Below are 25673 nucleotides of genomic sequence, written 5' to 3' on the forward strand. Positions count from 1 at the left end.
CGCCCTTCGATGCGTCCTGGAGCGACCCTGTCCGCCGGCGCGGGCAGGGTCGCGCCGTTCTGGGGGGTGGTGCTGCGCGGGCGCTGCCCGCATTGCGCCAAGGGTCGGTTGTTCAACGGCCTGCTGGATGTTGCGCCGGTCTGCACCGTCTGCGGGCTGCACCTGGCCGATCAGGATGCCGGCGACGGGCCGGCGGTGGCCGCCATCTTCCTGCTCGGCGCGCTGACGGTCATCGGCGCCTTCCTGGTGGAGTTCCGGCTGGAGCCACCCTTCTGGGTGCATCTGGTGCTGTGGCCGGCGCTGCTGATTCCGGCTGCGGTGGTCACCATGCGCCTCGCCAAGGCGGCGCTGATCTGGGCGCAATGGCGCCACCGCGCCGGCGTGGTGCGCTGAGCGCGGGCGGCAGCGTCAGAGGCGCACCGCTTGCACGATCCCGCGAACCGCCCGAGGCTCGATCCGACCGTCGCGATGCCAGAGGAGTGACATGAAGCGCCCGATGCTCGCTGCCCTGTTGGGCGGCGTGATCCTGGCGGTCGGCGGGACGAGCGGCCTCGGCGCCGTCTGGCTCGCCGGGGGCACCGCGCTGGCCGCCGGGTTCGGCTGGATGATCGGCGGCCTGCCGGGCGGCGCGGGGGCGGAGGGCTCCAGCGGCGGCCACGACGACGGCGGCGACTCGGGTGGCTCCGGAGGCGATGGCGGAGGTGGCGGCGGCGAGTGACGCATCCCACATCCATGGCACGATGCGCCGCCCGCTGCTGATCGCCGTCCTCGCCGCCGTTCCGGTCCTGCTGTTGCTGCTGTTCCTCGGGACCTGGCAGGTGGAGCGGCTGGGCTGGAAGAACGACCTCATCGCCCGCATCGCCGCCAGCGAGGCCGCGCCAGCCGCGCCGCTTGCCGAGCCGCCGGAGATGCTGGCCAAGGTTCGCGTCAGCGGCCGCTTCGACCATGCCCGTGAAGGCCTGCTCGGCCTCGAGGTGCGCGGGCCGGTGCTGGGCGCGCGGCTCGTCACGCCGCTGCTGCGCGAAGGCGCGGCGCCGATCCTGGTGGACAGGGGCTGGGTGCCGCTGGAGCGGCAGCACGCCGTCGCCCGGCCGGAGGGCGAGGTGACGGTGGAAGGCTGGGTGCATCCGGGCGACCGGCCGAATCTCTTTTCCGCCACCGACGATCCCGCCGGGCGACGCTTCTATACCTTCGACCCCCCGGCGATCGGCGCGGCGCTCGGCCTGGCGGAGGTGGCGCCCTTCGGGCTGGTCGCGCTCGGTCCTGCCGGTGGCAGCCTGCCGGACCCGTCGCGCACGCTGCCGCGACCGACGAACAACCACCTCGGTTATGCGATCACCTGGTATGGGCTCGCGCTGTCGCTTCTCGGCGTGCTCGCGGCCTTCGCGCTGAGACGGAAACCCGCATGAGCAACGCCGCCTATGACCGCCTGAAGGCCCGCTTCGCCCGCATCGGCGCGATCAACGAAGCCGCCGGCATCCTGCACTGGGACGCCAGCGCGATGATGCCGCCGGGCGGCGGCCACGCGCGCGGCGAGCAATTGGCGGCGCTGGCCGGCGTGGCGCATGAACTGCTGACCGCGCCGCGGACCGAGGAGGACCTGGCCGCGGCAGAAGCCGATGGCGAATGGGACGCGCCGAACCTCGTGCTGATGCGCCGCGCCCATGCGCGCGCCACCGCGCTGCCGGTTGCGCTGGTGGAGGCCAGCAGCCGCGCCAATTCCGCCTGCGAGAAGGTGTGGCGCGAGGCCAAGGCGGATGCCGACTTCGGCAAGGTCGAGAAGCTGCTGACCGAGGTCGTGGCGCTGCAGCGCGAGATCGCGCGCGCGCTGGGCGAGCGGCTCGGCATGGATCCCTATGACGCGCTGATGGATGGCTACCAGCCCGGCGTCACCTCGGCCGATGTCGAGCCGGTCTTCGCCGCCTACGAGGCCTGGCTGCGCGAAGCGTTGCCGCGTGCCGAGGCGATCCAGGCGAAACGTCCCGCGCCGCTGCCGCTTTCCGGCCGCTTCCCGGTGGCGGCGCAGCGTGCGCTCTGCCGCGAGATGGCCGAGCGCATCGGGCTTGAGTTCAGCCATGCGCGGCTCGACGAGTCGCTGCACCCCTTCTGCGGCGGCAATCCCTCAGACGTGCGCATCACCACCTTCTACGACGAGGAAAATCCGGCGAAGGCGCTGCTCGGCGTGCTGCACGAGACCGGCCACGCGATGTACGAGCGCCACCTGCCCGCCGGCTTCGCGCGCCAGCCGGTGGGCGAATCGGCCGGCATGGCGGCGCATGAATCGCAGTCGCTGATCGTGGAGATGCAGGCCTGCCGATCGGATGCCTTCCTGGCCTTCCTCGGCGGCAGGCTGCGCTCGGCGTTCAGGGCGGAGGCGAAGGCGACGTCGCCGGAGAACCTGGCGCGGCTCTGGCGCCATGTCTCACGCGGCGTCGTCCGCGTGGATGCCGACGAGATGACCTATCCCGCGCATGTCATCCTGCGCTTCCGGCTGGAGCGCGCGCTGATCGCGGGCGAGCTCGAGGTGGCAGATCTTCCCGCGGCCTGGAACCAGGCGATGCGCGACATGCTAGGAATCGTGCCGCCGGACGACGCGCAGGGTTGCCTGCAGGACATCCACTGGCATGACGGCGCCTTCGGCTATTTCCCCAGCTACACGCTGGGCGCGATGGCCGCGGCGCAGCTGATGGCGGCGCTGCGGCGCGACGTGCCGGAGCTCGATGCGCAGCTGCGCAAGGGAGACCTCTCCAGCATGATGCGCTGGCTGAACCTGCATGTGCACGGAGAGGGGGCGCGACTCGGCTTCCAGGACCTGCTGCGGCACGCGACGGGCAAACCGCTCGACCCGGCGGATTTCACGGCGCATCTGGCTACAAGGTATCTCTCGGCCTGAGCGCAGTCTGCCGCGCCCGGAACGGCCAAAAAATATAACATCACGAATTCTTAATATATGACATTGATCAAGTTAAACGCCTGCCATTCGGCGCATGGTTTGCCCGGTTGAGAATCAAATGAGGGCAAGCCAATGGCCAAATCGCAGACAGCCTCCGGCGCCGGCGCGCACGCGCTTGTTGACAACTATGCCTTCACGCCTGATGCGCCGACCGAGGCCGCACGCGGTCCCGGCGGCGGTGGCGGCCCCGGCGGCGGTGCGGGGGGCGGAGGCGGCATGGGCGGCGGCAAGCCCCCGGGTGCCGGCAGCAAGAAGGGCGACCTCTTCGGCGACCAATGGGTCCTGCTGCGTGACCTCGACCCGTCGGGCGGCGGCGGCGACGGCGAGCCGGCGCTGGACGGCAACGGCCAGGTCATCCCGATCGGCTACGACGAGGCGACCGGCGCGACCTTCCCGATCTACTTCGTCGAGGCCGAGGAGGGAGAGTACGAGATCCCGGCCGACCAGCTGATCTACGTACAGGAAGTCGAGCTGGAGCGGGCCAACGTGGCGCGCGCACCGACCAAGGTGATGGAGAAGTCGCTCGACGCCGCACTGACGAAGATCGCGAACGGCACCGACATTACGACGGATACCGCCGGCCGCATCGTCGTGGACGGCGTGACGATCGACTCGCCGCTCGAGAACCTCGCCCTCTACCAGTTCATCATGAACACCGGCGGCAGCGACAGCTGGACGGACGTGCTGGCCAATGCCGACGCCAACCTGCCGGCGGAACTCGCCGATCTGCTCGCTTCCGGCTGGGATCCGACCGGGCTGCTCGCCGGTGGCTTCTCCAAGTTCGTGCCGATCACCATGGACGCCGTGCTCTACGAGCACACGACCCTTGGCGTGAACGAGGTGACGGGGTCGGGCAGCACGCTGCAGATCGACTACTTCAGCTTCACCAACGGCACCACCGAGACCTACGACTACGACCGCGAAGAGCGCTACGGCGACGTCTGGATGCAGTGGTACCAGGATCTGGACGGCGATCCGTCTACCCTCGAACTCGTGCAGTCCACCGTGTTTGATGCGGTCTGGGGCAGCGACGACGACGGCGACGGCGTGAACGACGCGGGCAGCGGTGTGAACTGGAACGACGAGTACATCCAGCTCTCCACCGACGGCCAGAGCTTCGAGACCTTCGCCGCGACCGCCGCCGGCATCAACGACTGGGCCCAGGCGGTCGAGGATGCCCGTGCGGTGATCTACATCATGCACGAGAGCCTCGGAGCGGTGGAGATCCCGGCGCCCACGGCGGCGGACGCCCTCGTCGGCTGAGCCGCGAGAATCCCGACCTGGCCGGCACGGCCGGCCAGGTCGCCCGGCGGGGTTCCGCCGGGCCATCCGAAGCCTGAACCCGACGGGGCAAGCCCATGGCGAAGAAGCCTGCATCCCCCCTGCCGCTCGCGGCGGCGGCGGAGGACCACGAGCACGAGGTCACACTGATCGAAGGTACGAACCAGTCCGACGAGATCATCCTGGGGCATGGCGCAGGTGGCGGTCGCCAGCACATCGTCGGCGGCAATGGCGAGGACACGCTCGGTGCCGGCGGTGGCCCTGACACCGTCGAAGGCGGCAATGGCCGCGATTACCTCATGGGCGGCGGCGGCCCGGACCTGATCGAGGGCGGCAACGGCAAGGACACCCTCGTCGGCGGCATGGGGCCCGATACCCTGGTCGGCGGAGAGGGGGCCGACCTCTTCGTCTACACGGCCCACACCGACGACGACCACGGCCCGGGCCCTGGCGGCGAGGAGGGCGGTGGCGAGGAGGGCGGTGGCGAGGAGAGCGACGGCCACGAGGGCGAAGACCCCGCCGGGCGACGCGAGACCATCGCGGATTTCCAGACCGGCCTCGACGACATCGACCTCAGCGCGCTTGACCTTGACGGCTTCGCCGATGCGCCGACCGCCCTGGCGGTCTGGGTGGAGCAGGATGGCGAGGACACGCTGGTGAAGGTGGACCTCGACGGGAGCCTTGAGGGTGAGCACACGGCGGAACTCACCATCGTGCTGCTCGGCCTGGATGCCGCCGCGCTGTCCGCCGCCGACTTCATCTTCTGAACGGATCGCACTGAAGGCAAAGGAGAAACCCATGAGACAGATGAACCGCAGGCTGGCGCTCCTCTCGGCGTTGGCCGCCATCCCGGTGCTCGGCGCCACACCGTCGGTCCTGGCGCAACCGGCGCGGACCGCGGCCGGGCAGGGCATGGGCGCGACCGCCCTCGGGCAGGACTTCGACGCGCTGCCGGTCGAGGCGCGCGAGCGAGTGCGGAATGCCTTCCGCGTCGGCGCGCCCGACCTGGAGGACGCGCAGATCCGGCAGCGCTGGAACGCGATGACGCCTGCGCAGCGCAGCGAGGCCCTCCGGACGCGCGACCGTGATCGTGACCGCGACCGTGACCGTGATCGCGATGGCGACCGTGATCGCGATCGTGACCGTGACCGCACCCGCTCCAGCGCACCCCAGCCTGGCGGTGCTGCCGCAGGACCGGGTCCGGGCGGCAGCCCAGGCGGTGGTGCCGGCGGCGCTGGCGGCGCCGGCGCCGGCGGCGGAAGCGGACGCTGAGATCACCCCTCCGGGGTATCTGACGCGTCGGCGGAGCGGTCAGGGCTGCGCCACCGGAAGGGCGCCCTCCCGCCCGCCGCGCAGGAACTCAACCACGGCCCGCCGCTCCGCTGCGGCGGGCAGCCCGTTCGCGCCCATCCAGACGCCGGGGTACATCTCCTCCGGATCGTCCAGGAAGCGGATGAGGCGGGCGGTGTCCCACCGCTCGCCCGCGCGGCCGGCTGCCTGCAGCGCGGGCGAGTAGTCGAAGCCCGGGTCACCGCCGACGCGGCGCCCCAGCACGCCATGCAGGTTCGGCCCGGCCATCTCCTCCGCACCCGCCGCAACGGCGTGGCAGGAGGCGCAGCGCTGCTCGAACAGCGCGCGGCCGTCTTGCGCCGCTGCCGGCAGCGCCAGCAGCAGCGCGGCCGCCAAGGCCAGCCTCACAGCCCGTATTCGATCCTGACGATGCGGTCGGTGCCGCTCTCGCCGCCCCAGGCTTCGCCGGCGACGCCGTCCATCTGGCGGACATTGGCGCCCGGCCGGTCGGAGGGGAAGCCGAGGAAGCTCTCCGTCGCCGGGTCGAAGCGGACGATGGCGTTGGCGCCGAAATCGGTCAGCCACACCTTGTCTGCGGGATCCACCCAGACCGAATAGGCGCGCGGCCGCTCGCCCGGCAGCTTCCAAACCTTCCACGTGCCGTCGCGTGGATCATGCATGGAGACGTTGCCGCTGTTCCATTCGCTGATCCACAACCGCCCGGCGCTGTCGCTCCAGACGCGGCGCGCGCCCTGGCGCGGCGTCGGCGGCTCCACGATGCGCACGCGCAGCTCGGCCGCGTTGGTCGCCTCGGTGTCGATCTGCGCCAGGTGGTTGCCGGCAAGCGAGACGTACCAGACCCCGCCCTGCGGCGTCCTCGTGATGCCGTAGGGGCCGCGGCCGCGCGGCGCCTCCCACACATCCATCCGCTCGGTCGCCGGCCCGAAGCAGCCGACGATGCCGTTCTGGCCGGTGAACCAGTAGGTCCCGCGATCGTCGAACACGCCGGTGTTGAGGTTGGTGTTCGGAAACCGCTCCGGCAGCTTCCAGACCTGCACGCGGTGGTCGCCCGCATCCACGCGGGCGATGGCGTTCTGCCCGCCTTCCGTCACCCAGGCGGCGCCGTCCGGCCCGCGGATCACGCCATGCGGCGCGGCGCGGTCTGCGCCCGGCGCGCGCAGATCCATCGCGCGGATCGAACCGTCGCGGGGATCCAGCCGGTTCAGCGTGCCGTTACGCTGGCCGCAGAACCAGAAGGTGCCGTCGCCCGCCGCGGTGATGTCGCGGGAGCCGACGCGGCCGGTGACGCCGGGCGCCTTGGCGTCGAAATACGTCACGCGATAGCCGGGCGGCGTGGCCGGCTGGGCGACGGCAAGGCGGGGAAGTGCCGGTGCCGCCAGCGCGGCGGCTCCCAGGGCGAAGAGGTCGCGGCGACGCATGGGGATCCTCCCTTGCAGCTGCCCTCGACTCTATGCCGCGGTGACGGCGCCGCAAGCGTCGTAATGTAAGCGCCGGGCAGGCCGCGTGGGCGTCAACGCCCCGGCCAGTGCAGCGGGTCCAGCCGCAGCACCGGGATGCGCGCAAAGGTCAGCATGCGGTCCTCCAGCGTCACCGGCACCTCGATCTCCGGCGCGCCGGTCTCGTCATTGGGGCGGGAGAGCAGCGGCAGCACGCTGCGGGCGGTGAGCGCGGCGCGGCTGCCGACCAGGCCCGCCGCGCTCAGCGCCTCCAGCGCCGCGCCCGCGCCGGTCAGGCGCAGCGTGCCGGCGCCCATCGGCTGCAGCGCCTCGTCGAAGGTGAGCGTCGCCGCGGCGGCGGCGCCGACCGGACCCCAGCTGATGTCGAGCGCCCGCAGCTCCACCGTGCCGCCGCCATCGCGCCAGGCCGCGGCCCGCGCCGCGGGGGCGCGGCCGGGCGGCAGTGGCCCGGTGACAGAGAGATCGGCCGCTAGCGCGGCGATGCGGCGGCCGAACACCGGCGCCGGCGTGCCGGGGGCAGGGGCCGGCAGCTCGATGTCCGTGGCCGAGAAGGTCAAGGCCAGTGCGGATTCCTGCTCCGTCGCGGAATTGCTGCCCTGCGCCGAGAGCGCTGCGCTCCGCAGCTCGATCCCGCCCGCCGGGGTGCCGATGCGCAGGCGCTCCGCCGTCACCTCGGCCGCGCTCGGCGGCGTGTCCGGCTCCAGCGGCACCACGGCGGCGAGCGTGTCGGCGGTGAAGGGGTATTCGGTGGCGCCGAGCCGCAGCCGCTGCTGGCCGGGCAGCGAGACATGCAGCCGGTCGAGCCAGGGCAGCGTCACCCGCAGGACCACGCGCTCGGCGGCCAGTGCCGCGCCGCCGGGCAGCGTGGCCGCGGCCCCTTCCAGGCGCACGCGATCGAGGGTGAGCGTGGCGGAGAGCGGCCAGCCGCCACGCGTCGGCGGCGCGTGCTCCACCCGCCAGCCCTGGGCGCGGCGCAGCGACACCCAGGCCTGCCACCCGGCCTCCAGCTGCTCCGCCATGGCGCGCCACAGCAGCGTGTGCCCGGCGCCGAGCGCGAGCAGGGCGATCAGCCCCAGCAGCAACAGCCTGCCGGGCAGGCGGGAGGGGGGCTTCCGGTCGATCACGCCACGGCCTATAGCCCACGCCTGCCCGCCCGTGCAGATCTCCCGCCCGCATCATCGGCCAGCCGACCACCCGCCGCTCGCGCCCTGCGGGCACATGTGGGTGTTCGCCTACGGCTCGTTGATCTGGCGTCCAGGCTTCGACCATGCGGGACAGCATCGCGCGCTGCTGCGCGGCTTCCATCGCAGCTTCTGCCTGTGGTCGCACCGCTACCGCGGCACGCCGGAGCAGCCCGGGCTCGTGCTCGGGCTCGACCGCGGTGGGGCCTGCCATGGCGTCGCCTTCCGCGTGCCCGGCCGCGAGGCGGCGGAGGTGCTGCGCTACCTCGATGACCGGGAACTGCCCGATGGGGCGGAGGTCGTCTATCACCGCCGCCTGGTGCCGGTGCGGGTGCTGGACATGCCGGGGACGGTGGTGCCGGCGGTGGCCTATGTCGTGAACCGCGCCTGCCGGAACTACGTGCCGAAGCTGGACCCGGCCAAGGCGGCGGCGGTCATCGCCCAGGGGATCGGCCAGATGGGCGCAAACCGCGACTACCTGCTCAACACGCTCGGCCACCTGACCCAACTTGGCGTGCGCGATGCCGGGCTGGAGAGGATCGCGGCGCTGCTGCCGGCCGCACAGGGCGCCGCCTGAACGTCCCGCCCGCGGGCCGAACCATCCACATTCGCCCCGGCATGGCAATGGGCGGGGCAGGGCGTGGGGCCACTTCTCCGCGCCGAACCTGCGATTCACCTGCTGTCAAGGCATTTACTGAGATAATTCAGCTACTTGCCGGTTTCCTTGGCCTGGGGAGAACGCTTGCCCCCAGGATTTGCGCTGCAAAAAATTTGTCATTTGTAAGGGGTTGGCGGTCGTGCTTCGCCGTTGGCGCGAAAGGCTAGCCCACAGCCTTATCCACAGGACGCGACGCCTCCTCGGCATACAATCGGTCGGTCTCGGTCTCGATCGCTTCCTCCAGCGCGGCCAGCAGGCGGGCCCGCGGCAGCCCTGGCGGGATCGGCGGCAGGACGGAGATGCGGATCACGCCCGGGCGCTTGCGGAAGGCGCGGCGGCCCCAGACGCGGCCGCTGTCGGTCGCCACCGGGATCACCGGCGCCTCCGACGCGCCGGCGATCGCCACCACGCCGGGCTGGTAGGGCACGCGCTCGCCGGGCGCGGTGCGGGTGCCCTCGGGGAAGATCACCACCTGGCGACCGTCGTCCAGCGCGACCTTCGCGGCGCGCAGCATCGCCCGCAGCGCCGGGCCGCCGCCGGCGCGGTCCACCGGGATCATCCCCATGCGGCGCGCATGCCAGCCATAGAGCGGGATGGAGAGCAGCTCCTTCTTCAGCACATAGGCGGGCCGGGGCAGCAGGCCCAGCCAGATCACGGTGTCGAAGGCCGACTGGTGCTTGGCGACGATCACGCAGGCACCGGGCGGGATGGTCTCCATCCCGCGCAGTTCCACCCGCACGCCGCAGATCACGCGCAGCAGGGCGGCGACCATCCACGACCAGGTCCGCCCCAGCCACAGCATCGCGCTGCGCGGGGCGGCCAGCAGCGGCAGGGCGAACAGCGCCAGCAACGCCGTCAGCACGAAGAAGGCGGCGTTGAACAGCAGGGACCGCAACAGGGTCATCGGCGCGAGGCCTCCCTGGCCGGCACCAGGGCGGAGAGCCCCGTCAGCGCCAGGCCATATTTCAGGTATTCGCCCACCAGCAGCTGCGCGACGCGCGCCCGCGGCATGGCGCCGGCACGCAGGCCGGAGGGGCCGACCGGATGCGCCAGCAACTCCACCCCCGGCAGCGCCCGGCGCAACTCGAGCAGGGCGCGCGGCATGTGGTAGCCGGCGGTCACCACCCGCACCGCCGCGCCTGGTCCGATCCCCGCCGCGCGCAGCCACGCGGCGGTCTCCGCGGCGTTGCCCACGGTCGTCGCCGCGGCATGCCCGAGGGTGACGCGGTCTGCCAGCGTCGCCGGCTCGCGTCCATGGGCGCGGGCGAGCTCCGCCAGGGTCAGCCGCGGCGCCGCGCCGGAGACCAGCAACCGCGGCGCCAGCCCGGCTTCGAGCAGGGCGAGCCCGGTGGCCACCCGCTCCGCCCCGCCGGTCAGCACGACGATGGCTTCGGTGCGGCGCGCCGGCGCCTCGGCCTCGGCCGTCGCCATGCCGAGGAACCAGAGGAAGCCGCCGGCCAGTGCCGCCAGCAATGCCAGTGGCGGCAAGGCCCAGCGCAGCCAGCGGATCAAGGCAGCTGCCTCAGCCAGCGGCGCACGGTGGCCTGGGCGGTGGCCCAGCCGACCAGGTAGGCGAAGGGCGGCACGGCGGCCAGCGCCGGCCAGGGCAGCGAGGCCCAGCCGCCGGCCGCGGCGCCGGTCCAGGGCGCTGCGAGGTCGGCGAGCAGAACCAGCGCCGGCACCGCCGCCGCGGTGCCGAGCAGCGCTCCGCCCGCCGCCATCAGCCCGAGCCGGCGGGCGAAGCGCCCGGCGATCTCGCCGTCGCGCGCGCCGAGGCCGTGCAGCACCTCCACCGCGTCGCGCCGAGCGGCCAGGCCGGCGCGCGTCGCCACCGCGACCACCGCCGCGGCCACCGCCGCGACCAGCCCGAGCACCACCCAGGACAGCGCCTGCAGGCTGCGCGCCAGCGCCGCGAGCCGCCCGACCCAGAGGCCATGCGCCTCCACCACCGCGCCGGGCACGGTCGCAGCCAGCCGGTCGCCGACCAGCACCGGATCGGCGCGCGGGTCGCGCAGGCGGATCTCGATCACCGCCGGCAGCGGCAGGCCGGCGGTGCCGCCGAGCCAGGGGCGCAGCAGGTCCGCAAGCCGCGCCGCATCCATCGCCTGCGCCTCGGCCACCTCCTCCATGCCGCGCAGCGCCGTGACGGCGCGTTCGGTGGCGGCGGCGTCGGCATCGGGCAGTTGCACCGTCACTGCGGCGCCGGCACCGCGCTGCCAGCGCTCCGCCAGCGCGGCGGCCCCCTGCGCGCCGGCCACGGCGAGCGCGGCAAGCAGGGCCATCGCCGCCACCAGCCCCGGCAGCAACGGTCCCGACAGGGCGCGCCGCAGCCCGAGCGGGTCCCTCGAGTAGCGCCTACGCCGGGCCAAGCGCATCGTCCCCCTCGCCGGGCTCGCCGAAGGCGTCGCCGGCGGCATGCAGCGCGCGCGCATTGTCCGGGTCGTGCAGCCGGCCCTCATGCAGGAACAGCGAGGGGGCGGGGAAGCGCGCCACCAGCTCCTCGTCGTGGCTGGCGACGACGACGGTGGTGCCGAGGCGGTTCATCTCCCGCAGCAGCGCCAGCAGGCGCCGCGCCTGGCGCGAATCGAGATTGCCGGTGGGCTCGTCGGCCAGCAGCAGGTCGGGGCGCGCGATCACCGCGCGGGCGATGGCGATGCGCTGCTGTTCGCCGCCCGAGAGTTCCTGCGGCGCCGCCGGCGCCTTCGATTCCAGCCCGACCCAGCGCAGCATCTCCGTCACGTCGGCGCGCAGCGAGGCTTCCGGCCGGCCGGCGAGGCGCAGCGGCAGGGCGATGTTGTCGAACACGGAGAGATACGGCAGCAGCCGGAAATCCTGGAACACCACGCCGATGCGCCGTCGCACCGCCGGCAGCGCGCTGCGCGGCGCGCGCGCCAGGCGGAGGCCGAGCACCTCCACCTCGCCGCGGCTCGGCCGCAGGGCCAGGTGCATCAGCTTCAGCACCGAGGACTTGCCGGCGCCGGAAGCGCCAAGCAGCCAGGTGAAGGAGCCACGCGGAAGGGCGAAGGTGATGTCGGACAATGCTTCCGGGCCCCAGTCGCCGCGTTGGGGACCTCCGCCGGGGTAGCGCAGTCCGACCGCCTCGAAGCGGACCATGGGTGCTTCCTGCCCCGCGCGCGCAGGCGCGCCAAGAGGCTATAATGCACGCAGGCACGCCAAGAGGTGCCCGCGCGCGCCGGCGGGCCGAAGCGTCATTGCTCACACGGGGGTGTGCGCAGCCGGCCGCCGCGTGTTTGAATGTACTGGGCGGCCTTGCCGTCCGTTTCGCCGAAAACGGTCCCACCGGATGCGCATCGCCTGCCCGAACTGTTCCGCCGAATACGAGGTGCCGGATTCGCTGCTCGCGACCGGCCCGCGGCTGCTGCGTTGTGCGCGCTGCGGCCACCAGTTCCAGGCGGCCCTCCCCGGCGCCCCGCCGGCGCCCGAGGCAGCGCCGCCGCCGCCCGCCGCGCCGCCGCCGGCCGCCGCACCGGAGGAGGCAGCGCCACCGCCGCCACCCGAGCCCCCACCTCCGCCACCCGAGCCGCCGCCGCCGGCGGAGCCGCCGCGCCGCGCGCCGCCTGCCGTGGACCAGCCGATGGGACCGGAGCGCGACCGGCCGCCGCCCACCCGCGGCCCGACGCGGCACTCGCCGATCGATCCGCCATCGCCGGAGCCCTCGCCGGAGGAGCCGGAGCGCTCCACGGCCGCGGTGGCGCTGGCCTGGCTGCTCTCGCTCGCGCTGGTCGCCGCGGCGGGCTGGGCGACCTGGCGCTACCACGCCGAGATCACCGCGTTCTGGCCGCCGGCAGCGCGGCTCTACCAGGCGCTGGGCGTGCAGTGAGACCGGACAGGAACAGGCATGACCGACGAGGATTCGGCGATCCGCGACCTGCTGCTCTCGACCCGGCGCATCGCCGTGGTCGGTGCCTCCGACCGGCCGTCGCGGCCGAGCCACGGGGTGTTCGGCTTCCTGCTCGCCCGCGGCTACGAGGCGGTGCCGGTGAACCCGGTGCTGGCAGGGCGCGAGATCCATGGCCGCACCGTGCTGGCCAGCCTGGACGAGGCGCAGCCGCTTGACATGGTGGACGTGTTCCGCCGCAGCAGTGAGGCCGGCGCGGCGGTGGATGCGGCGATCCGCCTGCGCGCGCGCTCCGTCTGGCTGCAGCTCGGCGTGGTGGACGAGGCGGCGGCGGGCAGGGCGCGGGCGGCGGGGCTTGTCGTGGTGATGGACCGCTGCCCCGTCATCGAGTGGCGGCGCCTCGGCCTGCCGGCGCGGATCGGCTGAAGCCGGACGACACAGCCTCACCCGCCGGCCGCTTGAAAAGCGCCGGACAGCGGGCCACGTTGCCGGCGGTTGATGAACTGCCGGTAAGGTTTTGCAGGGGCGCCTTGCCGGGATCGCCCGCCCCCGCCCGAACCAAGCGGATCGAGAGGACAGAGACGACAATGACGGACGAGGAACGCCGGATCATCACCAGCTTCGTGGAGCGGGTGAGCGGCGCTGCCGGCGCCGCGGCGCGCCCGGCCTCGCCCTGGGGGGCGCTCGGCGGGCAGCAGGCGCAGGCGCCGCTGCCCCCGGTGGACCCGGAGGCCGACCGGCTGCTCGCCGATCTGATGGACCGCCATCCGGAGGCGCGCTACCGCCTCACCCAGATGGCCTTCGTGCAGGAGCACGCGCTGGTTGAGATGCAGAACCGCATCCAGCAGCTGGAGTGGGAGGTCGAGAACGCCCGCCGCCAGGGCGCCGCGCAGCAGAATCGCGGCATGCTCGGCGGCCTGTTCGGTGGCGGCGGCGCGCGCCCGGCGGCGATGCCGCCGCGCCCGCAGCCGCAGTATCCGCCGGGCTACAATCCGGGCGCCCTGCAGGGACGCGGCGGCTCCGGCTTCCTCGGCACCGCGATGATGACGGCGGTGGGCGTCGCCGGCGGCATGATGCTCGGCAATGCGCTGATGTCCGCCTTCTCCGGCGGCGCGGCCGAGGCGGCGACGGCTGCCGGTGACTTCGCGCAGGATGCGGTGCCGACCTCCTCGCCCTGGACCGATCCGGGCGCCGCGACGCAGCCGGATGACGCGCAGAACCATGGCGACGACGCCGGCGCCTATGATGACGGCGGCGGCTACGACGACGAGATCTGAGCCTCCGCTCGGGTCCGAGCCCCGGCGCCGTGCGGCGCCGGGGCTTTTTCATGCCTTGATCGCCACCGCATTGCCGCGCCATCTGCGCAGGCCATGCGGCTTCCCGACCTCGACCTCGACCTGCTCCGCTGCTTCGTCCTCGTCGCCGAGGCGCGCGGCTTCACCGCTGCCGGCGAGGCGCTCGGCCTGACGCAGTCGGCCGTCAGCCTGCGCGTGAAGAGGCTGGAGGAGGTGGTCCGCCGCCCGCTCTTCGACCGCACCACGCGCACCGTCTCCCTGACGCGGGAGGGCGAGTTGCTGCTCGGCTACGCCCGTCGGCTGCTGGCGCTCAACGACGAGGCGGTTCGCCGGCTGGTCGCGCCGCCGGTTGCAGGCAGGCTGCGCCTTGGCGTCGCCGACCATTTCGTGCCGCGCAGCCTGGCGCCCATCCTGGCCCGCTTCGCCCGGACCTACCCCGAGGTGCGGCTGGAGGTGGAGGTCGGGCGCAGCCATGAGCTTCGCGCCAAGCAGGCGGCAGGCTCGCTCGACCTGGTGCTCGGCAAGCGCCGCGACGGCGAGACGGCGGGCACCCCGATCTGGACCGAGCAGGTGGTCTGGGCGGCGGCGCCCGATTGGACGCAGCCCGAAGACCGCCCGCTGCCGCTCGCGCTGCTGCCGGAGGGGTGCCTGTTCCGCGAGCGTGCGCTGGCCGCGCTCGGCCGCGCCGGCCTGCCCTTCGAGGCGGTGTTCACCTGCGACAGCCTGCTGGGCCTCGCCGCGGCGGCGCAGGCGGGCTTCGCGCTGACGGTGCTTGGCCGCTCCGGCTTCCCGCCGGGCCTGGTGGAGGTGCCGGGCATGCCTGAGCTCGGCGTGGTGGAGATGGCGGTGTTCGGTGACCCCGCTGGGCGGCACCAGGTGGTGGCGCCGCTGGTCGGCTTCATCCGGGAGAGCCTGGGAAGCTGAATTCCGCTCCTTTTCGTCAATTGAGGGTTGAGAAACGGAGCGCTTTCCGCGACTCTTGTTGCGGCGCGGCACCGCGCCGGTAGCAACGGGCGACGGCATTCCATGGCAGGACCACCGCAGGCTGCGGCGGAGCGGGTGATGCTCGTCTTCGGCACGCGCCCGGAGGCGATCAAGATGCTGCCGGTTGCCGCCGCGCTGCGCCGCCGCGGCTTCGCGCTCTTCCTGCTCTCCACCGGACAGCACCGGGAGATGCTGGACCAGACGCTGTCCGCCTTCGGTGCCAGCTGCGACGAGGATCTCGGCCTGATGGCGCCGGGGCAGGGGCTGAGCGAGCTGTTCGCCCGGGTGCTGCTCGGCGTCACCGCCGTGCTGGAGCGGGAGAGGCCCAGCCTGGTGCTGGTGCATGGCGACACCACCACCGCCATGGCCGCGGCACTCGCCGCCTTCCATGCGCGCATCGCGATCGGCCATGTGGAGGCCGGGCAGCGCTCCTTCGATCTCGACCGGCCCTTCCCGGAGGAGCTGAACCGGGTGGCGGTGGATGCGATGTCCACGTTGATGTTCGCAGCCACCGATCAGGCCGCCGCCAATCTGCGCGCCGAATACGCCGCGCGCGGCCGCATCCTGGTGACCGGCAACACCGGCATCGACGCGCTGCTCGACACCGCCGCGCGCATCGCTGCCGAGCCGGGCCTGGCGGCTCGGCTGCAGGCGTCGCTGCCGCCGCTCGATCCCGAGCGTCGGCTGGTGGTGGCGACGGCGCATCGGCGCGAGAGCCTGGAGGCGGGGCTGGCGCGGATCTGCGACGCGGTGGCGGCGATCGCGGCGCGCGGCGATGCGGAGGTGCTCTGGCCGCTGCACCGCAATCCCGCCGTGCGCATCCCCGCGCTGCGCCGGCTTGCCGGGCGGCCGAACGTGCATCTGGTGGAGCCGCTCGGCTATCTCGAGATGGTCTGGCTGATGGGCCGCGCCACGATCCTGCTGACCGACAGCGGCGGGCTGCAGGAGGAAGGGCCGGCGCTCGGCAAGCCGGTGCTGGTGATGCGCGAGGTGACGGAGCGGCCGGAGGCGCTGGCCACCGGCACGGTGAAGCTGGTCGGCACCGATCCGCGCGTGATTCGCGCCGAGGTGGCACGGCTGCTGGACGACGACGCGGCCTACGCCGCGATGGCGCGGCACGCCTTCCCCTTCGGCGACGGCAGCGCCGCGCAGCGCATCGCCGCAGCGATCGAGGACTGGGTCATCGCGCGCCGCAACAGGCGGAGCGACGCGGCTTGAGCGATGTCTGTGTCGTCGGGCTCGGCCATGTCGGCCTGCCCACCGCGGCGCTGCTGGCCGAGGCCGGGCATCGCGTGGTGGGGTGCGACACCGCGCCCGAGGTGGTGGCGCGGGTGAATGCGGGCCGCGCCGGCCTGCACGAGCCGGGCCTTGATGCGCTGCTGGCGCGGGCCGGGGAGCGTCTGCGCGCACAGGCGGTGCCCGCGGCCGCGGAGTTCCACCTCATCACCGTGCCGACCCCGCTCGGCGAGGTGCGCCGCGCCGATCTGTCGCATGTCTGGGCGGCGGCGGACGCCGTCGCGCCGGTGCTGCGCGCGGGCGACTGCGTGATCCTGGAAAGCACCGTGCCGGTCGGCACGACGGAACGACTCGCGGCGCGGCTGGCCGGGCGGCGGCCGGACCTGGTGTTCCCCGCCCATGGCGGGCCATCCCTGCCGGGCTGCGTGCATGTCGCGCATTGCCCGGAGCGGGTGATGCCGGGCCGTGCGCTGCACGAGCTGGTGCACAACGACCGGGTGATCGGTGGCCTCGGGGCGGGCTGCGCGGCGCGTGCGGCGGAGGTCTATCGCGGCTTCGTGCGGGGCGCGCCGGTGCTGGCTGATTGCCGCATGGCGGAGCTGGTGAAGCTCGCCGAGAATGCCTTCCGCGACGTCAACATCGCCTTCGCCAACGAGCTTGCTGCGGTCTGCGGGCGGTTCGGTCTTGATGTGTGGCAGGCGATCGGGCTGGCGAACCGGCACCCGCGCGTGAACGTGCTCTCGCCCGGCGCGGGCGTGGGCGGGCATTGCGTGGCGGTGGATCCCTGGTTCCTCGTGGAAGGCGCGCCGGAGGAGGCGCGGCTGGTCCGCGCGGCGCGCGAGGTCAACGACGCGACGCCGCATCGCGTGGTGGCGCAACTGCGACAGGCGGCCGCACGCTTCGCGGCGCCCCGGGTGGCCTGCCTCGGCCTGGCCTACAAGCCGGATGTGGGCGACCTGCGCGAGAGTCCGGCGGTGGTGATCGCCGAGGCGCTGCTGCGCGAGGGAATGGCCGTGAGCGTTTGCGATCCCTTCGTGGCCCGCCTGCCGGATGCGGTGGTGGGTGCCGTGCTGCGCGATCCCGCGGCGGCGATCGCGGAGGCCGACGTGGTGGCGATCCTGGTGGCGCACACCGCGTTCCGCGGGCTGGATCGCGCGCTGTTCGGCGGCAAGGCGGTGGTGGATGCGGTGGGCCTGCTGAGGGGGTAGCAGCCCCGCCACGCCGCGCGCCTACTCCACCGTGACGCTCTTCGCCAGGTTGCGCGGCTGGTCCACGTCGGTGCCCTTGAGCACCGCGACATGGTACGCCAGCAGCTGCACCGGAATGGCATAGAGGATCGGCGTGGAGAAGGCCCCGATGCTCGGCAACTCGATCACCCGCTCGGCAAAGCGCGACAGCGCCGGCGCGCCCTCGGCGTCGGTGAAGGCCATGATGCGGCCGCCGCGCGCCGCGGCTTCCTGCAGGTTGCTCGCGGTCTTCTCGAACAGCGGACCGGAGGGGCACAGCGCGATCACCGGCACCTGGGAATCGATCAGCGCGATGGGGCCATGCTTCATCTCGCCGGCGGCATAGCCCTCGGCGTGGATGTAGCTGATCTCCTTCAGCTTCAGCGCACCTTCCATGGCGATCGGGTAGAGGCTGCCACGGCCGAGGAACAGCACGTCGCGCGCCTTCGCCACCTCGGCGGCCAGCTCGCGGATCTGCTCGTCCTTCTCCAGCACCGCCGCGGCGTGGGAGGGCACCGAGAGCAGCGCCTGGGTCAGCCTTCCCTCGTCGAGCGTGGACAGCTCCCGCCGCGCACGGCCGAAGCCGACGGCCAGGCAGGCCAGCACGGCGAGTTGCGCGGTGAAGGCCTTGGTGGAGGCGACGCCGATCTCCGGGCCCGCCACGGTCAGCACGGCGGCGTCGCTCTCCCGCGCCATGGTGCTTTCCGGTACGTTGACGACGGAGAGCACCTTCTGCCCGCCGGCCTTCAGCAGCCGCAGCGCCGCCATGGTGTCCGCCGTCTCGCCCGATTGCGAGACCAGGATCGCGCCGCCGCCTTCCAGCAGCGGCGGGTCGCGGTAACGCAGTTCGCTGGCCACATCGGCGTCGCAGGGGATGCGGGCCAGCTTCTCGATCCAGTAGCGGCCGACATGCGCGGCGAGGAAGGCGCTGCCGCAGGCGGAGAGCGTGAGCCGCGGCACGCGGGCCGGGTCGAAGGGCAGGCGCGGCAGCCGCACCTCCAGCGTGCGCGGATCGAGGTACTGGCGCAGCGTGTCGCCGAGCACCGCGGGGTGCTCGTGCAGCTCCTTCTCCATGAAGTGGCGGTAGTTGCCCTTGCCGACCACCGCGCCGGAAACCGCGGTCTGCACGATCTCGCGCTCCACCGGCACGTCCTGCGCATCGTGGAAGCGCGCGCCCTCCCCGGTCAGCACCACCCAGTCGCCTTCGTCGAGATAGGCGATGCGGCGGGTGAGGGGGGCCAGCGCCAGCGCGTCGGAGCCGACGAACATCTCGCCCTCGCCGAAGCCCACGGCCAGCGGCGCCCCCTGGCGGGCGGCGAGCAGCAGGCGCGGATGGCCGGCGAAGACCGCGGCGATGGCGAAGGCGCCATGCACGCGCTTCAGCGCCGCGCCGAAGGCGGCCACCGGCTCCGCGCCATCGGCCAGCAGCTTGTCGAGCAGGCGGACGAAGGTTTCGGTGTCGGTCTCGGTCTCGAACAGCGCGCCCTCGGATTCCAGCTCGGCGCGGAGTTCGGCGTGGTTCTCGATGATGCCGTTGTGGACCACCGCGACGCGGCTGGTGGCGTGCGGGTGGGCATTCCGTTCGGTGGGCGCGCCGTGCGTGGCCCAGCGGGTATGGCCGATGCCGGTGGTGCCCGGCAGCGTGTTGCGCTCCAGCACGGAAGCCAGGTTGCCGAGCTTCCCCTCGGCGCGGCGGCGCTCGATGCCGCCCTCCACCAGCGTGGCGATGCCGGCGCTGTCATAGCCGCGATATTCCAGGCGCCGCAGCGCATCCAGCAGCAATGGCGCCGCCTCGGCCCGGCCGATCACACCGACGATCCCACACATGGTGCGCCTGGTCTCCTTGGCTGATTGTAGCCGGGGGGCCGTTCTCCCTCTAGCCGGTTCGCGGCGCCTGCGAAACCGCCTGGGGATGGCAGGGGGAATCACGCGCTGTTTCGTCGCGTTTCCCCGGCATGCCGCACCTGCACAGCTGCGCATTGACCGCCGCCGCCGCCCGGCGCAGCCTTTGCGGAGTCTCCACGGAGCCCGCCTCGGCATGGCCGAATCCGCGCCGCCGGGCCGAGACGCGCGGATCCTCGCGCTGATCGGCACCGGCCACTGCCTCAGCCATTTCTACATGCTCTGCCTGCCGCCGCTGTTCCTGGTCTGGCGGGAGGAGTTCGGCGTGAGCTTCGCCGAGCTCGGCCTGGCGGTGGCGTTGATGAGCGGGGTGACGGCGGCGCTGCAGACGCCGGTGGGCTTCCTGGTGGACAGGCACGGCGCGCGGCCTTTCCTGGTGGGCGGCATCCTTCTGATGGCGCTGTCCATCGCGGCGATGGCCGCGTCGCCGGGCTACTGGGCGATCCTGCTGCTGGCGATCGTCTCCGGGGTGGGCAATTCGGTGATCCACCCGGCGGATTACGTCATCCTCGGCTCCGCCATCGACAAGTCGCGCATCGGCCGCGCCTTCGCGGTGCATACCTTCACCGGCAACCTCGGCTTCGCCTTCGGCCCGCCGGTGATCGCGGCGATGCTGCTGGTGATGGATTGGCGTCCGGCGCTGCTGATCCTCGGCCTGCTCGGCGTGCCGGTGGCGGCGGCGGTGTTCTGGCAGTGCCGCATCCTGCCGAGGACGGTGAAGGCGAAGGAACGCGCGGCCGGCCCGACGGGGCGGGAGCTGCTGCTCTCGCGCCCGATCCTGCTGTTCTTCGGCTTCTTCCTGCTGAGCGGCATGGCTGGCACCGCCTTCCAGGCCTTCTCGATCGCCGTGTTCGGCACCTTGTGGGGCACGCCGGTGGCGGTCGCCTCGCTGGCGCTGACCGGCTACATGGTGGGGGCGACCGGCGGCGTGCTGGTGGGCGGCTGGTTCGCCGACCGCTCGACGCGCCATTTCGCCTTCATCGTCGGCCTGACCACCACCGCCGCCGCCCTGATGGTCGCGATGGGCACGGTGCCGATGCCGGAGTGGATGCTGCCCGTTGTGTCGCTGGGCGCGGGGCTGGCCATGGGCGCCTCCCGCACGCCGCGCGACGTGATGCTGAAGGATGCCGTGCCGCCCGGGGAGATGGGCAAGGTGTTCGGCTTCGTCTCCTCCGGCCTGCCGCTCGGCCAGGCGGTCACGCCGGTGCCCTTCGGCTTCCTGATCGATTTCGGCCTCGCCTGGCTGGTGATGCCGGCGGCGGCGGGGCTGCTCATGGCATCCCTGTTCTGCATGGGCTCGGCGGCGGGCGCGGCGCGGCAGGCGCGGGCTGCGCGTGTCGTGCCCGCCGAGTAGGCCGTGGCGGCGCTCGACCTCGCGCTCCGGCTGCTGGACTGGCTGGGCATCGCCGCCTTCGCGGCCTCCGGCGCGCTAGTGGCCAGCCGCAAGCAGATGGACGCCGTGGGCTTCGTGCTGATGGCAGCGGTGACGGGCTTCGGCGGTGGCACGCTGCGCGACCTGCTGCTCGGCCGCACGCCGGTGTCCTGGCTCGCCAGGCCCGAGCTGCTGGCGATCGCGGCCGGCGCGGCACTGCTGGTGTTCTTCACCGCGCATCTGGTGGAAAGCCGCTTCCGGGCGCTGGTGTGGGTTGATGCGGCGGGTATGGCGCTGTTTGCGGTGGTCGGCGCCGAGATCGCGCTAGTGGCGGGCACCGATCCTTGGGCGGCGGTGCTGCTCGGCGTGGTGACCGCGACGGCGGGCGGCATCATGCGCGACGTGATCTGCGACGAGTTGCCGCTGATCCTGCGGAGGGAGATCTACATCACCGCCGCGGCGGCCGGCGCGGCAGCCTATGTGGCGCTGCGGCTGGCGCCGCTGCCGCGCGACGTCGCGCTGCTGGCCGGGCTGCTGCTGGCCTTCGGCATCCGCGCCGCGGCGATCCTGCGCGGCTGGTCGCTGCCGCCCTATCGCGCGCGGCCGGCGCGGGACTACCCCGACCGGCGCTGACCGCCCGTCACCAGTAGTTGCAGCGCTCCCACTGCGCCACCAGCCGCCCGCCCTCCAGCACGTGGTAGCGCTGATGCGCGGCGGCGGTGAGGCAGACATGGTTCGGCGCCACCCGCACCAGCGCGCCGACCGGTAGGCGGTCGAGCGGCAGCGTGGCGCCTTCCGCCGCGCGCACCTCGCCATGTTCCTGGTGCACCCGCGTGACCATGGCGTCGCCGAGCGTCGGCTTGCCGTCAAGGTCGAGCACGCGGCCGAACTTCCAGTCGCGCGGCGCGGCCTCCGTGCTGCGGTCCTTGGACAGCGCCAGCGCGCCGGCATCCAGCAGCACCGCGTTGCGCTGCGGATAGCGCCCGATGACGGAGGCCAGCACCGTGACCGCAATATCCTCAAGCGGATGCGTGCCGATCTGCGCCTGGAACAGGTCGCCCAGCATGTAGACGCCGGCGCGGGTCTCGGTAACGCCGTCCAGGTGCTCCGCGTACATCGCGGTGGGCGAGGCGCCGACCGAGACGATGCGCACCGCATGCCCCGCCGCGCGCAGCCGTTCCGCGGCGCGCACGATGCCGGCGCGCTCGATCTCCGCGATCTCCGCCATCGCCGCCTCGCTGCGGCCGGCATAGGAATGGCCGGAGTGGGAGACGACGCCCGCCAGCCGCTGGCCGAGCGCGGCACCGATGGCGAGCAGTGCATCCGACTCGGGCGCCACGCCGGCGCGCCCCTCGCCGACATCCACCTCGATCAGCGCCTCGATCGGGCCGCGATGCGCGGCGATGGCGCGCGCGGTGTCGAGGTCGTCGGTGATCACCTTCACCGTGCTGCCCGCGGCGTTGAGCGCGGCGACGGCATCGAGCTTCGCGGGCACGATGCCGACCGCATAGATCTGGTCGCGGAAGCCGTGGTCGGCGAAGTAGCGCGCCTCGGCCAGCGTGCTGACGGTGATCGGCCCCTTGCCCGGCGCGGCCAGGTCGGCGACCTGCGCGTTCTTCGCTGTCTTCATGTGCGGCCGCAGCATCACCCCGGGATGCCGCGCCACCGCCTGCGCCATGCGCGCGATGTTGCGCTTCAGGATGTCGAGGTCCAGCAGCAGGCAGGGAGTCGGCAGGTCATGGAGCGTGGTCACAGCGAAACCCCCAGCATCTCCGCATAGCGCGGCGTGGATTTGAGGCCGGTGCCGGTCAGCACGACCACCGCGGTCTCTCCCGCGCCGATCTTCCCGGCTTCGCGCAGCTTGCCGAAGGCGGCGGCGGCCTGGGCGCAGGTCGGCTCGACATAGACGCCCATGCGCGCCAGCGCGAGCGAGGCGGCGGCGATCTCCTCCTCCGCCAGCAGCACCGCGCCGCCGTTGCTCTCCCGCATCGCCGTGAGGCATTCGGGCAGGCGGATCGGCTGGGCGATGGCGGTGCCCTCCGCGATGGTGGGCTGCGCCTCCGCCGCCGGAAGGCCGAGCGCCGCACGGGCTATGGGTCCGCAATTGGCCGGCTGCGCCGCCCAGATGCGCGGCAGCGCGCCGATCTGCCCGGCGCGCAGCAGCTCGCCGAAGCCGAGCCAGCAGCCGAGCACGTTGGAGCCCGCGCCGCAGGGCACGATCACATGATCGGGCGCGCGGAAGCCGAGATCCTCCCACAACTCATAGGCGAGAGTCTTGGTGCCTTCCAGGAAGAAGGGCTGCCAGTTGTGGCTGGCGTAGAAGATCTCCGCCGACCGGCGCAGCGCGGCGTCGGCGCAGTCCTGGCGGCTGCCGGGGATCAGTTCGATCGCGGCACCGGCGGCGCGCGATTGCACGGTCTTCGCCGGGCTGGTGCTGGCGGGCACGTAGATCGTCGCTGCCATCCCGCCAGCCGCGGCATAGGCCGATACGGCGGCGCCACCGTTGCCGGAGCTGTCCTCCAGCACGGACGTGACGCCCTGGTCGCGCAGCAGCGACAGCATCACCGAGGCGCCGCGATCCTTGAAGCTGCCGGTCGGCATGAACCACTCGCATTTCAGCAGCGCGGTGCCGCCGGGAAGCTCACGCTCGATCAGCGGCGTGCAACCTTCGCCCATGCTGATCGGCGCCTTCGGCGCGAAGGGCAGGGCGGCGGCGTAGCGCCAGATGCTGCGCGTGCCGGTTGCGATCTCGTCGCGGCCGATGCCGGCGCGCGGCGTCAGCATCAGCGGTTCCTGCGCATCGCCGCTCCAGCGCGGGGTGCCGAGCGGCCAGGTGCGGCCGGTGCGGGGGTCGAGGTAGGACTGCATGGGGGGATACTCACTTGCGGCCGGCGCCCCGGCAAGCGAGGCTGCCCCGCATGCACGACATGACCGACCCCGTCCTCAAGCTGGCCGCCGACCTCGTCGCGATCGACAGCCGCAGCTTCGTCTCCAACATCCCCGTCGCCGAGCGGGTCGAGCAGGAACTCGCCGGATTCGAGCTGGAGCGGCTCGACTATACCGACGCCGCCGGCGTGGCGAAGCGCGCGCTCGTTGCGCACAAGGGGCCGAAGGGCGGCTACGCGCTGTCCGGCCACATGGACACCGTGCCGGCCACCGGCTGGGAGAGCGACCCCTGGACGCCGCGCCTCGACCAAGCCGGGCTGCTGCACGGGCTCGGCAGCGTGGACATGAAGGGCCAGGTCGCCGCCGCCGTCGTCGCCGCGCAGCGCGCACCGGCCGGGATCCCCGTCACGCTGCTGATCACCGCCGACGAAGAGACCAGCAAGGAAGGCGCGCGGCTGATCGCGCAGCGCAGCCAGCTCGCGAAGTCGCTCGGCCTCAATGGCATCATCGTGGCGGAGCCGACCAGCCTGGCGCCGGTGCGCGGCCATCGCAGCCACATCGCCTTCACCGCCACGGCGCGCGGCGTGCAGGCGCATTCCTCCACCGGCAAGGGCGTCAACGCCAACTGGAAGCTGGTGCCCTTCCTGGTGGAGATGCGGAAGGTGTTCGACCGGCTGCGCAGCGACGCGAACCTGCAGGATGCGGCGTACGACCCGCCCTTCTCCGACTTCAACCTGATCCTCGACAATCACGGCACGGCGACGAACGTCACGCCGGCGCGTGCCACCGCCCTCATCAAGTTCCGCTACAGCGCGAAGGTGGACCCGGCGCCGGTGGTCGCGGCGGTGCGCGCGGCGGCGGCCGAGGCCGGGCTCGAACTCGCCGAGCAGCGCGAGGGCTTCCCGCCCGAATTGCCGGTGGACCATCCGCTGGTCGCGCTCGGCATCGCACTGACCGGGAAGCAGCCGCGCACCGCACCCTACGGCACCGATGCGAGCGAACTGCAGGCGCTGGCCCCCTGCCTGGTGCTCGGCCCCGGCGATGTCGGGCTGGCGCATACGCCGCGCGAATGTGTCGCCGTGCAGGAACTGCTGGATGCGGTGCCGCTGTTCGGCCGCGTGCTGGCGGCCGGGGTCGCCTAGAAGCCGGCTTCGTTGACGGTCCGAAGCCCGGCCACTAGACCCGCAAAGCCCTGCCGGGGCGAGCCCTGCTGGCCGCGAGTCAGGTGCTCGCATCCTCGCCGGCTGTGCACTGCCGCTGCGCCATTGGGGCACGCTGCTGCGCGGCGCGGGCATCGGCGCCCTGATCGGCGCGGTGCCCGGCGTCGGCTCCTCCATCGCCAACCTGCGCTCCTATTCCGAGGCGAAGCGCACGGCGGCGGACCCGGAGAGCTTCGGCAAGGGCAATCCGCAGGGCGTGATCGCGGCCGAGAGCGCGAACAGCAGCTCCGAAGGCGGCGCGATGGCGACGATGCTCGCGCTCGCCATCCCCGGCGGCGGCGCCACGGCGATCCTGCTGGCGGCCTTCGCGATGCACAACGTGGTGGGCGGGCCGAACTTCATCGCCCAGAACAAGGACGTGGTCTACGCGATCATCCTCAGCAACTTCGCGCAGGCGGTGCTGCTGCTGGTGCTCGGTGCCGGCTTCGTCTTCGTGGCCAGCAGCATCGTGCGCGTGCCGCTGCGCTTCCTGGTGCCGGTGGTGCTGGTGATGGCGACCCTCGGCGCCTACGCGATCGACGGCAGCATGGCGGGCCCGATCACGCTGTTCATCGCCTCCCTGGTCGGCTGGGTGCTGGCGCGGTACGGCTATCCCATCCCGGCGGTGGTGGTCGGCATCCTGCTCGGCCGCATGCTGGAGACGGAGGCGCTGCGCAGCTGGCAGGTGAGCGGCGGCGATCCGCTCTACATCCTGGAGCGCCCGGTGGCGGCAGTGGCCTTCGTGCTGATGCTGGGCACGCTGGCGCTTACCGCCTGGCGCCGGCGGCGGGCGCGCCGCACGATCCCGGCCGCGCCACGCACTGCATAGGCGGCCATGCCACCGCCACCGGCCACCGCATCGTGACCGGTTGC

The 25673-nt window shown here is 72.9% G+C and carries 28 protein-coding genes; 18 read left to right on the forward strand and 10 right to left on the reverse strand.

Annotation, left to right across the window (positions count from 1 at the left end; translation table 11 throughout):
- Positions 1-9: 9 nt before the first annotated feature.
- From ACESM1_RS14625 to ACESM1_RS14655, 7 genes are all read left to right on the forward strand, one after another.
- On the forward strand, positions 10-393 hold the full coding sequence (locus ACESM1_RS14625; RefSeq protein WP_372621208.1) for a DUF983 domain-containing protein: 384 nt from the start codon (positions 10-12) through the stop codon (positions 391-393).
- 91 nt (positions 394-484) lie between these two features.
- Positions 485-718, forward strand: coding sequence for a hypothetical protein (locus ACESM1_RS14630; protein WP_372621209.1), 234 nt, complete (start codon positions 485-487; stop codon positions 716-718).
- Positions 693-1409 (forward strand): SURF1 family protein, encoded by a 717-nt coding sequence (locus tag ACESM1_RS14635; protein WP_372621211.1) that lies wholly within the window; start codon positions 693-695, stop codon positions 1407-1409. Before ACESM1_RS14630 ends, ACESM1_RS14635 begins: the two co-directional genes overlap by 26 nt.
- Entirely contained in the window at positions 1406-2893 is a 1488-nt protein-coding gene (locus tag ACESM1_RS14640) for a carboxypeptidase M32 (RefSeq protein WP_372621213.1), read from the forward strand. Before ACESM1_RS14635 ends, ACESM1_RS14640 begins: the two co-directional genes overlap by 4 nt.
- Positions 2894-3025: 132 nt before the next feature.
- Positions 3026-4216, forward strand: a complete 1191-nt coding sequence (locus ACESM1_RS14645; RefSeq protein WP_372621214.1) for a hypothetical protein — start codon at positions 3026-3028, stop codon at positions 4214-4216.
- A gap of 95 nt (positions 4217-4311) precedes the next feature.
- Positions 4312-5001, forward strand: a complete 690-nt coding sequence (locus ACESM1_RS14650; RefSeq protein ID WP_372621216.1) for a type I secretion C-terminal target domain-containing protein — start codon at positions 4312-4314, stop codon at positions 4999-5001.
- A gap of 31 nt (positions 5002-5032) precedes the next feature.
- The gene (locus ACESM1_RS14655) at positions 5033-5506 is read left to right on the forward strand and encodes a hypothetical protein (RefSeq protein ID WP_372621217.1); all 474 of its coding nucleotides are present in this window, start codon (positions 5033-5035) and stop codon (positions 5504-5506) included.
- Between the two features lie 39 nt (positions 5507-5545).
- On the opposite strand, the gene ACESM1_RS14660 is transcribed toward ACESM1_RS14655, so the two are convergent.
- The 3 genes from ACESM1_RS14660 to ACESM1_RS14670 all read right to left on the reverse strand — a co-directional run bounded on the left by ACESM1_RS14660 (position 5546) and on the right by ACESM1_RS14670 (position 8126).
- The gene (locus tag ACESM1_RS14660; RefSeq protein ID WP_372621219.1) at positions 5546-5932 is read right to left on the reverse strand and encodes a c-type cytochrome; all 387 of its coding nucleotides are present in this window, start codon (positions 5930-5932) and stop codon (positions 5546-5548) included.
- Positions 5929-6963 (reverse strand): hypothetical protein, encoded by a 1035-nt coding sequence (locus tag ACESM1_RS14665; RefSeq protein WP_372621221.1) that lies wholly within the window; start codon positions 6961-6963, stop codon positions 5929-5931. Before ACESM1_RS14665 ends, ACESM1_RS14660 begins: the two co-directional genes overlap by 4 nt.
- A 92-nt stretch (positions 6964-7055) precedes the next feature.
- On the reverse strand, positions 7056-8126 hold the full coding sequence (locus tag ACESM1_RS14670) for a DUF2125 domain-containing protein (RefSeq protein WP_372621222.1): 1071 nt from the start codon (positions 8124-8126) through the stop codon (positions 7056-7058).
- Between the two features lie 94 nt (positions 8127-8220).
- Between ACESM1_RS14670 and ACESM1_RS14675 the strand changes: the two genes are divergently transcribed.
- Positions 8221-8760, forward strand: a complete 540-nt coding sequence (locus ACESM1_RS14675; protein ID WP_372621224.1) for a gamma-glutamylcyclotransferase — start codon at positions 8221-8223, stop codon at positions 8758-8760.
- A 244-nt stretch (positions 8761-9004) separates the two neighbouring features.
- Here ACESM1_RS14675 and ACESM1_RS14680 read toward each other — a convergent pair whose 3' ends face one another.
- Genes ACESM1_RS14680 through ACESM1_RS14695 form a run of 4 tightly spaced genes read right to left on the reverse strand, consistent with a single transcriptional unit; the run spans position 9005 to position 11955 of the window.
- Positions 9005-9745, reverse strand: coding sequence for a lysophospholipid acyltransferase family protein (locus ACESM1_RS14680; RefSeq protein ID WP_372621226.1), 741 nt, complete (start codon positions 9743-9745; stop codon positions 9005-9007).
- A complete protein-coding gene (locus ACESM1_RS14685) occupies positions 9742-10353 on the reverse strand; it encodes a YdcF family protein (RefSeq protein ID WP_372621228.1) in 612 nt (203 codons plus the stop codon). Before ACESM1_RS14685 ends, ACESM1_RS14680 begins: the two co-directional genes overlap by 4 nt.
- On the reverse strand, positions 10350-11210 hold the full coding sequence (locus tag ACESM1_RS14690) for a cell division protein FtsX (RefSeq protein ID WP_372621229.1): 861 nt from the start codon (positions 11208-11210) through the stop codon (positions 10350-10352). The genes ACESM1_RS14685 and ACESM1_RS14690 overlap by 4 nt, the downstream gene beginning before the upstream one ends.
- On the reverse strand, positions 11197-11955 hold the full coding sequence (locus tag ACESM1_RS14695; protein ID WP_372621230.1) for a cell division ATP-binding protein FtsE: 759 nt from the start codon (positions 11953-11955) through the stop codon (positions 11197-11199). Before ACESM1_RS14695 ends, ACESM1_RS14690 begins: the two co-directional genes overlap by 14 nt.
- Positions 11956-12145: 190 nt before the next feature.
- Here ACESM1_RS14695 and ACESM1_RS14700 point away from each other — a divergent pair, with 190 nt between their 5' ends.
- The 6 genes from ACESM1_RS14700 (at position 12146) to wecC (ending at position 17423) form a co-directional block, all read left to right on the forward strand.
- Positions 12146-12682: a zinc-ribbon domain-containing protein gene (locus ACESM1_RS14700; RefSeq protein ID WP_372621232.1), complete on the forward strand. Its 537-nt coding sequence runs from the start codon at positions 12146-12148 to the stop codon at positions 12680-12682.
- 18 nt (positions 12683-12700) lie between these two features.
- Complete coding sequence (locus tag ACESM1_RS14705) at positions 12701-13126, forward strand: CoA-binding protein (protein ID WP_372621233.1); 426 nt, start codon at positions 12701-12703, stop codon at positions 13124-13126.
- A gap of 161 nt (positions 13127-13287) precedes the next feature.
- Complete coding sequence (locus ACESM1_RS14710; RefSeq protein WP_372621235.1) at positions 13288-13977, forward strand: DUF2076 domain-containing protein; 690 nt, start codon at positions 13288-13290, stop codon at positions 13975-13977.
- A 93-nt stretch (positions 13978-14070) separates the two neighbouring features.
- On the forward strand, positions 14071-14919 hold the full coding sequence (locus tag ACESM1_RS14715) for a LysR family transcriptional regulator (RefSeq protein ID WP_372621237.1): 849 nt from the start codon (positions 14071-14073) through the stop codon (positions 14917-14919).
- Positions 14920-15021: 102 nt separating this feature from the next.
- The gene (gene wecB / locus ACESM1_RS14720; protein ID WP_372621239.1) at positions 15022-16197 is read left to right on the forward strand and encodes a non-hydrolyzing UDP-N-acetylglucosamine 2-epimerase; all 1176 of its coding nucleotides are present in this window, start codon (positions 15022-15024) and stop codon (positions 16195-16197) included.
- A complete protein-coding gene (gene wecC, locus ACESM1_RS14725; RefSeq protein ID WP_372621240.1) occupies positions 16194-17423 on the forward strand; it encodes a UDP-N-acetyl-D-mannosamine dehydrogenase in 1230 nt (409 codons plus the stop codon). Before wecB ends, wecC begins: the two co-directional genes overlap by 4 nt.
- Positions 17424-17444: 21 nt before the next feature.
- Here the strand turns inward: wecC and glmS are convergent, their stop codons facing one another.
- Positions 17445-19268 (reverse strand): glutamine--fructose-6-phosphate transaminase (isomerizing), encoded by a 1824-nt coding sequence (gene glmS, locus ACESM1_RS14730; RefSeq protein WP_372621241.1) that lies wholly within the window; start codon positions 19266-19268, stop codon positions 17445-17447.
- 211 nt (positions 19269-19479) lie between these two features.
- Between glmS and ACESM1_RS14735 the strand changes: the two genes are divergently transcribed.
- Positions 19480-20697: an MFS transporter gene (locus ACESM1_RS14735; RefSeq protein WP_372621243.1), complete on the forward strand. Its 1218-nt coding sequence runs from the start codon at positions 19480-19482 to the stop codon at positions 20695-20697.
- A gap of 3 nt (positions 20698-20700) precedes the next feature.
- Positions 20701-21348: a trimeric intracellular cation channel family protein gene (locus tag ACESM1_RS14740; RefSeq protein ID WP_372621244.1), complete on the forward strand. Its 648-nt coding sequence runs from the start codon at positions 20701-20703 to the stop codon at positions 21346-21348.
- A 7-nt stretch (positions 21349-21355) separates the two neighbouring features.
- Here the strand turns inward: ACESM1_RS14740 and ACESM1_RS14745 are convergent, their stop codons facing one another.
- Positions 21356-22468: an alanine racemase gene (locus ACESM1_RS14745; RefSeq protein ID WP_372621246.1), complete on the reverse strand. Its 1113-nt coding sequence runs from the start codon at positions 22466-22468 to the stop codon at positions 21356-21358.
- Positions 22465-23583: a pyridoxal-phosphate dependent enzyme gene (locus tag ACESM1_RS14750; RefSeq protein ID WP_372621248.1), complete on the reverse strand. Its 1119-nt coding sequence runs from the start codon at positions 23581-23583 to the stop codon at positions 22465-22467. The genes ACESM1_RS14745 and ACESM1_RS14750 overlap by 4 nt, the downstream gene beginning before the upstream one ends.
- Positions 23584-23642: 59 nt before the next feature.
- Here ACESM1_RS14750 and ACESM1_RS14755 point away from each other — a divergent pair, with 59 nt between their 5' ends.
- On the forward strand, positions 23643-24743 hold the full coding sequence (locus ACESM1_RS14755) for a M20/M25/M40 family metallo-hydrolase (protein WP_372621249.1): 1101 nt from the start codon (positions 23643-23645) through the stop codon (positions 24741-24743).
- Positions 24744-24858: 115 nt separating this feature from the next.
- Complete coding sequence (locus ACESM1_RS14760; protein WP_372621369.1) at positions 24859-25629, forward strand: tripartite tricarboxylate transporter permease; 771 nt, start codon at positions 24859-24861, stop codon at positions 25627-25629.
- Positions 25630-25673 lie beyond the last annotated feature (44 nt).

The organism is Falsiroseomonas sp., from assembly GCF_041690465.1.
Classification (GTDB): domain Bacteria; phylum Pseudomonadota; class Alphaproteobacteria; order Acetobacterales; family Acetobacteraceae; genus Falsiroseomonas.